Here is a 12203-nt window from a genome sequence, read left to right as displayed (position 1 = left end):
ACCGCGAGGGGACATCTTCCGGAACGCCGGTCCAACCCCCGCGCCGACCAGCCGGGTCCCTCGATGACAGCCGTCAACTTCCACCCTCAATCCACCGTTCCCCGAAGAACGTACCGCCCGTCCGGGACGCCGGGAACCCACCCTCATAACGATCACGAAGCGTTCATCTGCGACCTGCGCCGTCGACGGTCCACCCCGCCCGCCGCGCACCCGCCGGACGGCCCGCGCGCCCGGTCGCGACGTCAGGCGAGGCCGAAACGCTCCTTGAAGTACATGTAGACGTGGAAGTCGTCCGGATCCCGAAGATCCACGAACAGGATGTGCGTCTCGTCGTCCCGCGTCCAGTACTCCAGGTATCCCGACCCGTAGCCGGGCCTGCGCCCCGTGGCCCAACCGGCATGGGTGACGTCGTCGGGGTCAATTCCCAGCCGCCCCCGCAGTACCGCCGGATCGGCCCCGCGGTACGGCGGGGGACTCCGGAAATACCCCTGGTCGAGGTTGCGCAGCCCGGTCCGCGCCCGTTCCTCCGTCTCGGCGTCGCCGCACGTCAACGCCCGCTCGTACAGCTCCCGCGCGGCACCGGCCCGCCCCTGCTCGGATTCGAGGTTGGCGAGGTTGATCAGCGCCTTCCGGGAGTGCTCGACGTCCCCGCCGTCGATCGCCCGCCGGTACAGGTCGCGCGCCCGCTCCGGGTCGCCCCGGCGGCTCTCGAGGATCGCGCCGTTGAACATCGCCTGCGGGGCGTGCCGGGGATGCCCGCTGTCGATCGCCCGGTCGAACGCGGCCCGCGCCCGTTCGACCCGCCCGGCCACCGCCTCCAGCACCGCGAGGTTGACCCACGCCTTGGGCGCGACCTCGGCGTGCCCGGTCGCGATCGCCCGTTCGAACCAGTCCCGTGCCGCGTCGGTCCGGCCGACGTCGCGTTCGAGCGCGCCCATCAGGAACGTCGCCTCCGCCGCCCGGTCGGCGTCCCCGGACTCGATGGCCTCCCGGTAGAACGCGCGCCCGCGTTCCGGGTCGGCGGCGGCCTCCCGCGGATCCATCAGCGCTCCCGGACTCGGCTCGATCAACACACCCTCGATCAAGCCATCAAGAAGACGCACATGTCTGTACGAAGCGCCACCGGCCGGCTCATTTGCAGTGCTCGCTCTTGCCGTAGATGTCCATGAACTTCCACTTGCCGGTGTTGAACTTCTTCTTGCCCTTGGTCTGACCGTTGGTGGTCATGCACCTGTACATGTAGATCTTCCCGTTGCTGGACCACGCCCAGGACTTCACCGTCGCGGGGATCCTCTTCCCCTTGGCGCAGTGATTGTTGAAGTAGATCGTGGTGGAGTAGGAGCTGGGCTTGTAACTGAAGTTCACCTTCCGGTCGCCGCCCCGGCCCTTGCCGCACTTGATGGAGTCCCTCTTCAGGGAGGCCGCGGCCGAGACGGCGGGGGCGCCGTCCACGCCGGCGGCGGGCGCGCCGGCCCTGGACACGATGCCCGCGGACGCGGTCCCCGGCGTGGCGAGGAGGGCCAGGGCGACGCCGGTCGCAGCGGTGGCTCCGGCGAGCGTGAGGGTGCGCATGGGGTCCTTTCGGGAGAATCGGGAGCCGGTCGGCTTCGGGCGCGGCCGAGCTTGGCCAGGCCGCGACGACGTCGCTCATGGTCCCCGACCACCGAATGCGTCAAATAGGGCCCGAAGGTTCAACTTCCCCGGAGGGACTGGTGCCCAGGCACTGTCGGAGCCCTGCCGGATGGCGCCGGGAACGGGAGCCGGTGCCTCCGGTAGTTCGCCGTGCACCAGCCCGGCATGCAGATTGCACGACGGCACACGAGGCGTCCCCGCCGCTGGGAGCGCGTCACTCGATGGGCGCGTTGGTGGGATCCCGCCCGTCAGCGAACGAGCCGGACGGAATCCGCCGCGCCCGGCTCCCGACGGTCTGGCCCTTCCTGTACGGGCTGTCGACGGACTACGAGGTGTTCATCCTGTCCCGGATCCGGGAGGAGTACGACCGCACCGGCTCCACCCGCGCCGCCGTGGTCGACGGCGTCGGACGCACCGGACGGCACGCCCCCACGAGGACGCCCTGCGCCGGTGATCTCACCGGCCCGGACCCGCGGACGATCCGGCCGGACGGCTCTCCGCCTCGCGCGGACGCCCTGTGGTCGAGCCCGATCCAGCAGGGAGAGGAAGCGTTCGTCCGTTGGGGAACGCCTCCCACGCCTCCGCGACACTTCCGCCGTTCCGCGCCCCAACAGGTCGAGCAGCAGGCGAGGAGGACCACCCCGCGCGCTCGCTCGGCCTCCTCGGGGGCCCTACAGCCCACCCCCATGCGGCGAAGCCCCGCGGACATGAGACAAGCGGAAATGCGCGGACATGGACCCCGGGAACTATTCTTTAGTGCCCCGGCACTGTTCTTCGGGGCAACTTGGAATTTCGAGTTTTGGGAACATGGCGGAAGGAAAGCACAAAGGCAACCCAATTTCTGGAAGGAGCCTTTGATGCTGACCTACCGTTTCGGGGCATCGGTGACGGCGGCGGCGGTCGCGTTCGCCGGCCTGACGGCCATGCCCGCCCAGGCCACGACCGCCCAGCCCGTGAACGCCCAGGTCGCCGTCGCGGACGTCGCGGACGTCACGGCCAAGGCCAAGGCGCAGACCGTCAAGGCGTACAAGCCGGTCGTCCACAAGAGGAAGGGCAAGAAGGGCAAGTACGTCTACGCCAAGGCCAGTTGGACGGCCTCCAAGAAGTCCAAGATGAGGAGGGTCTGCGTCTACCTGGTCTGGGCGGGCGTGACCGGTCCGCAGATGGCCGCCGGAAACTGCCTGAACATATCCGCGAAGTCGAAGGGATCGGTCACCACGAGCAGCGTGAGGTGCGGCGTGTGGCCGATGCGGGTCGAGGTCTTCGGGCTCACCAAGGGCGGTAGGCAGATCGCGCGCCACTCCAGCCCCCGGTACACCGGCTGCGGCGGCTGACCTGACCCGAAGGCACGGTGATCACCGACCGGGCGGGGTGCCGTGGTCGCGCCGATCGCCGCACGTGACCAAGCCCCGGCCGTGAGGCCGGGGCTTGCGCGCGTTCGTCGGGTTCAGCTCTCGGACGAGCCCTGCTTCACCTGGGCGACCAGCGCGTCGAAGTCCGCCCTGGAAATCGCGAGATGCCCGGAGTCGGGAGCCTTGCTGTCCCGGACGGCCACGGAGCCGAAGAACGCGGCTACTTCGACACAGTCGGTGTTCTCGGCTCCGCTGCTTCGGGTGGACTTACGCCACTGAACCATCCTGGAACGCCTCCATCTTCCTTCTGACCAGAAGCCGTGTGGAGCCTTCCGGCAGTGCTCGGGCGCCGATCCGGTCCCACCAGTCCACGAACCTGCCGGTTTCCAGAGCTCCTTGGACAAGTCTCCCACCGCCCATCGCCTCGGTGTAGACGAGATCCGCGCCACCCACCGTCATGATCTTGAATGCGCCTCCCAGACCTGGGTGAGCACCTTCGATCTTGGGAACCACGCGGATCACCACGTTGGGGTGTTCGGAGATTTCCAGCAGGTGGGCAAGCTGCTCGCGCATCACTTCGGGGCCACCGATCTGCCATTCGAGCACGGGTTCTGCCAGCAGTACCCATGTCATCGGTGGTTCTGGCCGGTCGAACACCGCCACCTGCCGTTCCATGCGTTGGGTGAGCTGCTTCTCCACGTCCCTGACGCCCCACGCGTTGAACAGCGCACGGGCATAGCGCTCGGTCTGGAGCAGGCCCGGAACGAATCCCAGCTCGTAGATGCGTAGGACCCGAGCCCGAGCCTCCAGCTCCAGGTGCGCCTTGAACCAATCTGGATCGTGGCCCAGCGTGGCGTAGTAGACCAGGACGCCGAAGAGTCCGCCCGTTCTCCAGGCGGCATCGAGCTTGTCTGCTTGTTCCGGAGTGAGCCGGGCCTCTCCGTTCTCCAGTCTGGAAACCGAGGAACGGGCGCAGTTCAACAACATGGCCAGCGTATGGCCGGACTCTCCGCGCTGCATCCGGAGAAAGCGCAGGTAGTAGGCGATGAGGTTCCACAAAGAGGATCTCGGGTCAGGGGGCTCGTTGATGCGCATCCTGATCACTTTCGTGGCACTCGGTTTCCAGATGTTCCGGGGAATGTGGCGAGAGTAACTCTGTGTGGTCAGTCTTGACAGTGGATTCAGGAAATGGCCACGGGTGAAAACGGGTGATCGATGTGGATTTCTCCAGCCTGCGCCGGGCGGCGGAGAGGAAAGATCAAGAAATTCTTCCGGGCGGGGGGCGGCGGGCTTACCTGTCGGCTCTGGATAGAGGGGTGACCGCTGATCCGGGGCTGGCGTGCGGGATCGTGATCCGCAGGGGGACTCCGATCCTGAACGTCGTGCAGGTCGGGGCGGCGCGGCGGATGGTCGAGGTCGGGTGCGACCACCTCGACGGCTGCTGGCGGTATGTGTGGGCCGACAGCGGTGAGGTCATCGCTCCGGTCGGGGATGTGGCGGGTGTCGTGCGCGTCCTCGCGCGTGAGCTGGCCGCCGGGCGGGGTCGCCGATGAGCGTTCACCGGGAGCTGAGCCGGGCCATCGAGATCGTCAAGGCCGCGTACGAGGAGGCCATGCGCACCCATGGGCTGCTGCCGAGCGCCATCGAGCTGATCAGCTCTTACGCCGAGGCCAACCTGGCCGCTCTGAACGGCCTCCCCGACGGCGCGGCCGATGATGTCCCATGACCGCCGACCAGGGGCGTTGCCGGGACGGTTCGTCGCTGGTGGTCGCGGCCGTGCCGGAGGCGGTCGGGACGGCGCGGGACTTCACGGCGCGCTGGTTCCTCGCCCAGGGGTTCTCCGGGTGCGTCACGGACGCCGCGCGGCTGGTCGTCACCGAGCTGGTGACCAACGCCTACCGGCACGGGTCCGGGCCGGGGGACAAGATCTTCGTTCGGCTCCACCGGGCGGGGTGCCGGGCCGTGGTGGAGGTCGGGGACGGGAGCGACGCGTTGCCCGTCGTCCGGCCGTTCGGGCTCGACGAGGTCGACGGGCGCGGGCTGGCGATGGTCGAGATCATGGCCGAGAGCTGGGGTGTCGCGCCACTCGCGGACGGCGGCAAGATCGTTCACGCCGTTCTGCGGGGGTGAGGGAGGACCGCCCTTTCGTTCAGGTCCTGGCGGAGCGGCGCTCCAGGTCGCGGGCGAGGTGGGAGCGGCGGAAGCCCTTCGAGCGCAGGTACCGGACGTCCTCGCGGGTGTCGTACATCAGTTGCGTGTGGAAGTAGTTCACGTGTTCCAGCACGCCGAACACGGCGAACGCCAGGCCGGGGATCGTGCCCGCGCCCGGGTCCATGACCACCGACCAGGCCGTGAACGCCACGCCCGCGGCCAGGAGCGGCGGGTTCGCCAGGCGGGCGGCCGCGAAGGCGGTGGCGAACGGCAGCGGCCCTCCCGGTGCCCGGAGGTGGCGGAGTTTCGCCGCCCAGTACGCCGCGCCCTCCAGCAGGACGAGGGCGACCAGCGCGAAGCCCGTCGCGTTCGCCGCCGTGAGGGGCAGGCCGAGCCCGCCGAACCAGACGGCCGCCTGGAACGGGATGTTGAACGGTTCGAGTCCGGCCAGTGATCGCAGGCGTCGCCGGATCCGGGAGCGGTGGTCCATCCAGAGGACCATAAAGGGGGGTGAATGGTCCCGGTCTCAGCGGGTACGGGGCGCGCATGAGCAGTAAGGCGCGCCGTCGGCCCAGTAAGCAGGAGCTCGCCGAGACTGCCGACAGTCCGGTGGAGCAGAACCTCATGTTGGCCAAATACGTGATCGACGCCGCGCAGCGGGAGATGGCCGAGAAGGCACGCAAGCGGGTGCCCGCGTTGCGGATGGGTGCCGTGGCCGGGGTGCTGGGGACGATGGCCGTCGCCGCGTCCTATCGGATGAACCTCGCGCTGCTGGAGCGCAAGCTCCCGCCCGAGGCCGCGGCCCTGGTGGCGACCGCCGTCTACAGCGGGGGCGCGAGCGCGGCGGCGCTGGCGGCCGTGCGGCGGTGGCGGGGGCTGCCCACGCCGCTGCCGACCGAGACCGCCAAGCAGGTCGCCGAGATCATCCAGGAGGCCGCCGACTGAGGCCGGGGACGCCCGCGAGGGCGGAGGCGCCCAGGCCGGCGGGCGGGGACGGACGGTAGCGGCGCAGCAGCTCCGGCTCCCGGTAGCGGGACGTGTCGCGGTGCCACTTGATGATGCCGTTCATCCAGTCGCGCAGCTCGTTCACGTAGTCGTCCAGCGCCGCGCGCTCCCGGGCGTCCAGCTCCAGGTCAGCGGCCGCGGCCGGGAGCTCCTCGGCGGCGATGCGCTCGAACTCGCGTCGCCGGACCTCCATCAGGTCCGCGGCGATGCGCGTCGCCTCCGGCGTCCCGCACTCCAGGAACCGCTGGAACACCAGGATCCCGTTGTGCAGCTCGCCCTCGAACTCGATCTCCTTCTGGTGGGAGACGCGGTCGTTGAACAGCCACGCGTAGTCCATGGCGGCGTGCTGGAGCGCCTCCATCGCGCGGGTGCCGAAGAGCGCGGCGGGCAGGGTGTCGCGCCGTCCGATCCGCCCCAGCTCCATGATCATTTCGGAGCCGAACGTGCGCCGCCGCATCTCGATGTAGTCCACCGGGTCGGGGACGCGCTGCTGGACGTGGTTGGCGACCTCCCACACCCACGCCTCGGTCATGTTCTCCACGGCGGCCCGGAACTCCGCCCGCGCGCCCGGGGGCAGCGGCGCGGCGGTCCGCCGCCACAGGTCGGCGAGGCCGCGCTCCACCGGATCCCGGGGCGGCGGCGTCGGGCCGCAGTCCAGCGGCATGAACAGCGGCATCCGCGCGTGGAACACCTTCGCCCCGGCCAGGTCGCGGTCCCGGAGGAAGACGGCGGGCAGGTAGTCGTCGCCGTAGGTGCCCCAGGCGAGCCACTGGGTGGCCAGGTCCAGTTCGTCGGTGGAGGCGTCGGGGTTGATCACCGCCGAGCAGATCTCGAACGCGAACCCCTCCAGCGTCTCGGCGTCCCAGATCGGATGGGGGACGCGGGGCGGCACGTCGTACATGCCCATCGCGCCGCACCAGTCGACGCAGTTGCGCCGGGCGCGCGCCTGGTGCGGGCTGACGTGCTCGGGATAGGGCAGCGGGAACTCCGTCACCGCCGTCGGCCCCACCCGCTGGTGCGGGACGTGCGGACGCAGCGTCCGCGCCGCCCGCAGGAGGCCGGGCAGGCGCGCCGCGGCCGTTCCGAGGCCGGTCGGCCCGCCCAGCACGGCCGTCGCGCCCTTGTTCATATAGCGGCTGGACCGCATGTGCCACTCGTGCCCGCCCGACTGCCAGTCCTGGAGGCCCTTCACGTGGGCGAGGACGGCGGCGCGTTCCGGCGGGGTCAGCGCGTGCTCCTCGAACAGCGGCGGCAGCTCGGTGACCGTCGTGTTCTCGAACTGCTGCATCCGCGACGTCACCAGGTCGTTGACGATGTCGGCGGCCCGCTGCGCCGGGACGTCGAGGAAGTGCTCCAGGACCAGCACGCAGTTGTTGACCTCGCCCTCGCTCTCGGTCTCGCGCTGGTAGGAGAAGATGTCGTTGCGGAAGTGGACGGCGTCGGAGAAGGTGTCGCGCAGCACCCGCAGCGGCCGGGTCCCGGCCACCCGCGCGGGCACCTCGGCGCGGCAGGCGTGCTCGACCAGCCCCGCCGACCAGGGCGCGCCGCCGACCTTGCGGCGCATCTCCACGTACTCGACCGGGTTGGGCAGCCGTCCCTCGTCGATGTTGGACAGCTCCCACAGCGACGAGTGCAGCAGGTGCCGGGTGCTCTCGGCGAACCGCTCCGCCCACGCCGGGGACATCGCCGGGGCCGTCCGCGCCCACAGGTCGGCCAGGCCGCGTTCGACGGCGTTGGTCGGCTCGGACGCCGGCGCGCCGGGCTCCAGCGGCATGAACGCGTCCAGCCGCTCCAGGTACCGCTTGGCGCCCTCCCGGTCGCGGGTCTTCTTGAACACCTCCAGGAAGTGGTCGTCGAAGTAGAAGACCCACACGTACCAGTCGGTGACCAGGTCGAGCTCGTCGGCGTCGCAGTCGGGATGGGTGTAGGCGCACAGCAGCGCGTAGTCCATCGCCTCCAGGGCGGCCCCGTCCCAGATGTCCGGGGTGCCGGGGTCGCGGGTCTCGTCGAGCATGCCCATCGAACGCGCCCACGCGCGGGTGTGCGCCCGGGCCCGCTCCAGGTGCGGGTTGATCCGCGCGGGGTGAAGGACGTAGAAGTCCGGCAGTGCGAACGGCTGCATGTCCCACAACCTAATGCAATCACCCGGTCACCAAAGGTGACAATGGCCTGCCTGTGGATAACCCGGCCGGGGACGTCCGCTTCCCCTGGTACGACTGCGGCGCGGGCTTCCGGCTGTCGTTCGTCCGGCCCGGCGACACCGCCGGGGACCCCGGTCTCGCGGGCATCGCGCCGAGCCGCGCCAACGGCCGTCTCCGGAGGGAGGCGCTCGCCGCCGCGACCGGCTGACGCGCGGGAACGGCTCGCGGCCGTTCGATTCACGTCCACGGGGGAAGGACCACGATCATGGACGGCGTGGAGACCTCGATCACCCTGACCGTGAACGGCCGCGAGCACCGCCTGCGGATCGACGTGCGGTCCTCCCTGCTGGACGTGCTGCGGGAGGATCTGGGCCTGACCGGCTCGAAGAAGGGCTGCGACCAGGGCCAGTGCGGCGCGTGCACGGTGCTGCTGGACGGCCGCCGCGCCAACGCGTGCCTGGCGCTGGCCGTCGCGCAGGACGGCGCGGAGGTGACGACCGTCGAGGGGCTGGCCGACGGGGACGCGCTCAGCCCGCTGCAACGGGCGTTCATCGAACGCGACGCGTTCCAGTGCGGCTACTGCACGCCCGGCCAGCTCTGCTCGGCGACCGGGATGCTGGAGGAGGCCGCGCGGGGCTGGCCCAGCGCCGTCACCGAGGACCTCACCGCCGACCCGGACCTGGACGAGACGGAGATCCGCGAGCGGATGAGCGGGAACCTGTGCCGCTGCGGCGCGTACGAGGGCATCGTCGCGGCCGTGAGGGAGGCGCGGGCATGAGGCCGTTCGCCTACGAGCGGGCCGCGACCGCCGAGGAGGCGCTGGCGCGGTGCGACGAGGAGACCCGCTACCTGGGCGGCGGCACCAACCTGGTGGACCTGATGCGGCTGGGCGTGGAGCGGCCGGCCCGGCTCGTGGACGTGACCCGGCTGCCGCACGACCGGATCGAGGAACGTTCCAGCGGCGCGCTGCGCATCGGCGCGGCCGTCCGCAACAGCGACCTGACCGCCCATCCGGCGGTCCGCCGCCACCACCCGATGCTCGTCCAGGCGGTCCTGTCGGGCGCGTCCGGGCAGATCCGCAACCAGGCCACCGTCGGCGGCAACCTCCTCCAGCGCACCCGCTGCTCCTACTTCCAGGACATCACCAAGCCCTGCAACAAGCGCGAGCCCGGCACCGGCTGCCCCGCCATCGACGGCGAGCACCACAACCTGGCGATCCTCGGCCACTCGGAGTCCTGCGTGGCCACGCACCCGTCGGACATGGCGGTGGCGCTGGCCGCGCTGGACGCGACCGTCCTCACCAGGGGCCGCGGCGGCGAGCGCGCGATCCCGCTGGCCGACTTCCACCGCCTGCCCGGCTCCCATCCCGAGCGCGACACCACCCTGGAGCCGGGCGAGCTCGTCACCGCCGTCGAGGTCCCGCCGCTGGCGATGCCGTCCCGCTACCGGAAGGTCCGCGAACGCGCGTCGTTCGCGTTCGCGCTGGTGTCGATCGCCGCCGCGGCCGACGTCCGCGACGGCGTGGTCCGGGACTGCCGCATCGCGCTCGGCGGGGTCGCCCACCGGCCCTGGCGCGCCCGCCGCGCCGAGGACCACCTGCGCGGCCGCCCCCTCACCCGGGAGAACCTGGCCGGCGCCGCCGACCAGGAGCTGGCCGCCGCGCACCCGCTGCGCGACAACGCCTACAAGCTGCGCCTGGCCCGCAACCTGATCGTCCGGACCCTGCTGGAACTGGGGGAGCGCGCATGAACGCCATCGGCTCGCGGAACCGCGTCGAGGGCCGCGAGAAGGTCACCGGCGAGGCCCGGTACGCCGTCGAGCACCCCGTGCCGGGCGCCGCGTACGCGTGGGTCGTGCAGTCCACGGTCGCCAAGGGCGAGATCACCGCGTTCGACACCGCGGACGCCGAGGCGCTGCCCGGCGTGCTGGCCGTGCTGACCCCCGACAACGCCCCCGAGCTGGCCCCGGTCAGCGACGGCGAGCTGGCGGTCCTGCAGAGCCGGAAGGTGTCCTACCGGGGCCAGATCGTCGCGGCCGTCGTCGCCGAGACCCTGGAGACGGCCCGCGAGGCCGCCCGCCTGGTCCGGGTCACCTACGCGGCCAGGCGGCACGACGTGCGCCTGACCCCCGACCACCCCGGCCGCTACACGCCCGACGAGGCCGAGGACGGCCCCTGGCAGGCGCGGCAGGGCGACCCCGAGGACGCGTTCCGGGCCGCGCCGGTGCGGATCGACTGCACCTTCACCACGCCCGCCGAGCACAACAACCCCATGGAGCCGCACGCCACCCTCGCGGCCTGGGACGGCGACGCCCTCACCGTCCACGACTCCAACCAGGGCCCCTCCACGGTCCGCTCCACCCTCGCCAAGGTCTTCGAGCTGGACCCCGCGCGGGTCCGGGTGATCTCCCCGCACATCGGCGGCGGCTTCGGCTCCAAGGGCACGCCCCGCCCCAACGTCGTGCTCGCCGCGATGGCCGCCCGCGCCGCCGGCCGTCCGGTGAAGCTGGCGTTCACGCGCCGCCAGATGTACGCGCTGACCGGCTACCGCAGCCCCACGGTCCAGCGCGTCCGGCTGGGCGCGCAGGAGGACGGCCGCCTCACCACGATCATCCACGAGTCGTTCGAGCAGTCCTCGACGGTCCGGGAGTTCGCCGAGGAGAGCACCACGCCGACCCGCGTGATGTACCGGGCCCCGAACCGCCGCACCGCCTACCACCTGACCAGGCTCGACGTCCCGTCCACGTCGTGGATGCGGGCGCCGGGCGACGCGCCGGGGATGTTCGCGCTGGAGTCGGCGATGGACGAGCTGGCGGTCGTCCTCGGCCTCGACCCGGTCGAGCTGCGCCTGCGCAACGAGCCGGACGGGCACCCCGAGGACGGCCGTCCGTTCTCCTCCCGGAACCTGGTGGCGTGCCTGCGCGAGGGCGCGGCGCGGTTCGGCTGGTCCGACCGCGACCCGACGCCCGGCGTGCGGCGCGCCGGCCGCAGGCTCGTCGGCACGGGCGTGGCGGCGGCGACCTACCCGGTGCTGCGCGGCCCCGCCCAGGCCACCGCCCGCGCGAACGCCGACGGCAGCTACACCGTCCGCATCGCCGCGATCGACCTGGGCACCGGCGCGCGGACGGCGCTGGGGCTGATCGCCGCCGAGACGCTGAAGGCCGACCCCGCCCAGGTCACCGTCGAGATCGGCGACAGCGACCTGCCGCGCGCCGGCCTGGCCGGGGGCTCGGCGGGCACCGCGGGCTGGGGCACGGCCGTGGTGCGCGCGTGCGAGGCGCTGCTGTCCAAGCTGAACGGGCACGTCCCGCCCGAGGGCGTGGAGGCGGCGGCCGACACCACCGAGGAGGTGAAGGGGCAGGGCGACGAGTACGCGCGGCACTCGTTCGGCGCGCACTTCGCGGAGGTCGAGGTGGACGTCGACACCGGCGAGATCCGCGTCCCCCGGATGCTGGGCGTGTTCGCGACCGGCCGCATCGTCAACGCCAAGGCCGCCCGCTCCCAGTTCCTCGGCGGAATGATCATGGGGTTGGGGATGGCGCTGATGGAGGAGAGCGTGCTGGACGAGGCGTTCGGCGACCATCTGACCGCCGACCTGGCCCAGTACCACATCCCGGCCAACGCCGACGTCCGCGACCTGGACGCGGTCTGGCTCGACGAGCACGACCCGCACGTCAACCCGATGGGCACCAAGGGCATCGGCGAGATCGGCATCGTGGGCGCGGCGGCGGCCATCACCAACGCGGTCCACCACGCGACCGGCGTCCGCTTCCGCACCCTGCCCCTCACCCCGCCGCGCGTCCTCCCGGAGCTGTAGCGCGAGAATCCTCGGAAGTCCTTCGGTCGGGATGTCGAGGACGGGGTCCCGGCTCCGACCGAAGGGCGAAGGGCGCCCGCAGGGGGCGCCGGGACAGGGGAGCCGAC

At 71.6% G+C, this 12203-nt stretch carries 15 protein-coding genes; 9 read left to right on the top strand and 6 right to left on the bottom strand.

Annotated features, from left to right (window positions below; all coding sequences use genetic code 11):
- Positions 1 to 242: 242 nt before the first annotated feature.
- Together HNR61_RS13370 and HNR61_RS13365 are read right to left on the bottom strand one after the other, a co-directional pair.
- Complete coding sequence (locus HNR61_RS13370) at positions 243 to 1043, bottom strand: tetratricopeptide repeat protein (protein WP_182843458.1); 801 nt, start codon at positions 1041 to 1043, stop codon at positions 243 to 245.
- 88 nt (positions 1044 to 1131) lie between these two features.
- Positions 1132 to 1572 (bottom strand): hypothetical protein, encoded by a 441-nt coding sequence (locus tag HNR61_RS13365; RefSeq protein WP_182843457.1) that lies wholly within the window; start codon positions 1570 to 1572, stop codon positions 1132 to 1134.
- 917 nt (positions 1573 to 2489) lie between these two features.
- Here HNR61_RS13365 and HNR61_RS13360 point away from each other — a divergent pair.
- Positions 2490 to 2966 (top strand): hypothetical protein, encoded by a 477-nt coding sequence (locus HNR61_RS13360; protein WP_182843456.1) that lies wholly within the window; start codon positions 2490 to 2492, stop codon positions 2964 to 2966.
- Between the two features lie 113 nt (positions 2967 to 3079).
- On the opposite strand, the gene HNR61_RS13355 is transcribed toward HNR61_RS13360, so the two are convergent.
- Together HNR61_RS13355 and HNR61_RS13350 are read right to left on the bottom strand one after the other, a co-directional pair.
- The gene (locus HNR61_RS13355; RefSeq protein WP_182843455.1) at positions 3080 to 3268 is read right to left on the bottom strand and encodes a DUF397 domain-containing protein; all 189 of its coding nucleotides are present in this window, start codon (positions 3266 to 3268) and stop codon (positions 3080 to 3082) included.
- Positions 3252 to 4079, bottom strand: a complete 828-nt coding sequence (locus HNR61_RS13350; protein WP_182843454.1) for a helix-turn-helix domain-containing protein — start codon at positions 4077 to 4079, stop codon at positions 3252 to 3254. Before HNR61_RS13350 ends, HNR61_RS13355 begins: the two co-directional genes overlap by 17 nt.
- 221 nt (positions 4080 to 4300) lie before the next feature.
- On the opposite strand from HNR61_RS13350, the gene HNR61_RS13345 reads away from it, so the two are divergent.
- From HNR61_RS13345 to HNR61_RS13335, 3 genes are read left to right on the top strand one after another with little or no spacing between them, the layout of a single operon-like run.
- Positions 4301 to 4537: a hypothetical protein gene (locus HNR61_RS13345; protein WP_182843453.1), complete on the top strand. Its 237-nt coding sequence runs from the start codon at positions 4301 to 4303 to the stop codon at positions 4535 to 4537.
- The gene (locus tag HNR61_RS13340; protein WP_182843452.1) at positions 4534 to 4710 is read left to right on the top strand and encodes a hypothetical protein; all 177 of its coding nucleotides are present in this window, start codon (positions 4534 to 4536) and stop codon (positions 4708 to 4710) included. Before HNR61_RS13345 ends, HNR61_RS13340 begins: the two co-directional genes overlap by 4 nt.
- Positions 4707 to 5114: an ATP-binding protein gene (locus tag HNR61_RS13335; protein ID WP_182843451.1), complete on the top strand. Its 408-nt coding sequence runs from the start codon at positions 4707 to 4709 to the stop codon at positions 5112 to 5114. The genes HNR61_RS13340 and HNR61_RS13335 overlap by 4 nt, the downstream gene beginning before the upstream one ends.
- Positions 5115 to 5133: 19 nt before the next feature.
- On the opposite strand, the gene HNR61_RS13330 is transcribed toward HNR61_RS13335, so the two are convergent.
- Positions 5134 to 5625: a hypothetical protein gene (locus HNR61_RS13330; RefSeq protein WP_182843450.1), complete on the bottom strand. Its 492-nt coding sequence runs from the start codon at positions 5623 to 5625 to the stop codon at positions 5134 to 5136.
- A gap of 56 nt (positions 5626 to 5681) precedes the next feature.
- Between HNR61_RS13330 and HNR61_RS13325 the strand changes: the two genes are divergently transcribed.
- Positions 5682 to 6080: a phage holin family protein gene (locus HNR61_RS13325; protein ID WP_182843449.1), complete on the top strand. Its 399-nt coding sequence runs from the start codon at positions 5682 to 5684 to the stop codon at positions 6078 to 6080.
- On the opposite strand, the gene HNR61_RS13320 is transcribed toward HNR61_RS13325, so the two are convergent.
- On the bottom strand, positions 6058 to 8262 hold the full coding sequence (locus HNR61_RS13320; protein ID WP_182843448.1) for a terpene synthase family protein: 2205 nt from the start codon (positions 8260 to 8262) through the stop codon (positions 6058 to 6060). The genes HNR61_RS13325 and HNR61_RS13320 overlap by 23 nt on opposite strands.
- Positions 8263 to 8315: 53 nt before the next feature.
- Between HNR61_RS13320 and HNR61_RS13315 the strand changes: the two genes are divergently transcribed.
- From HNR61_RS13315 to HNR61_RS13300, 4 genes are read left to right on the top strand one after another with little or no spacing between them, the layout of a single operon-like run.
- Complete coding sequence (locus tag HNR61_RS13315) at positions 8316 to 8489, top strand: hypothetical protein (protein WP_182843447.1); 174 nt, start codon at positions 8316 to 8318, stop codon at positions 8487 to 8489.
- 57 nt (positions 8490 to 8546) lie between these two features.
- The gene (locus HNR61_RS13310) at positions 8547 to 9059 is read left to right on the top strand and encodes a (2Fe-2S)-binding protein (protein WP_182843446.1); all 513 of its coding nucleotides are present in this window, start codon (positions 8547 to 8549) and stop codon (positions 9057 to 9059) included.
- Positions 9056 to 10030, top strand: a complete 975-nt coding sequence (locus tag HNR61_RS13305; protein ID WP_182843445.1) for an FAD binding domain-containing protein — start codon at positions 9056 to 9058, stop codon at positions 10028 to 10030. The genes HNR61_RS13310 and HNR61_RS13305 overlap by 4 nt, the downstream gene beginning before the upstream one ends.
- Complete coding sequence (locus tag HNR61_RS13300) at positions 10027 to 12096, top strand: xanthine dehydrogenase family protein molybdopterin-binding subunit (protein WP_182843444.1); 2070 nt, start codon at positions 10027 to 10029, stop codon at positions 12094 to 12096. The genes HNR61_RS13305 and HNR61_RS13300 overlap by 4 nt, the downstream gene beginning before the upstream one ends.
- Positions 12097 to 12203: the final 107 nt, after the last annotated feature.

Source organism: Actinomadura kijaniata (assembly GCF_014138665.1).
GTDB lineage: Bacteria > Actinomycetota > Actinomycetes > Streptosporangiales > Streptosporangiaceae > Spirillospora > Spirillospora kijaniata.
This window is presented reverse-complemented; position numbering and strand designations above follow the sequence as displayed.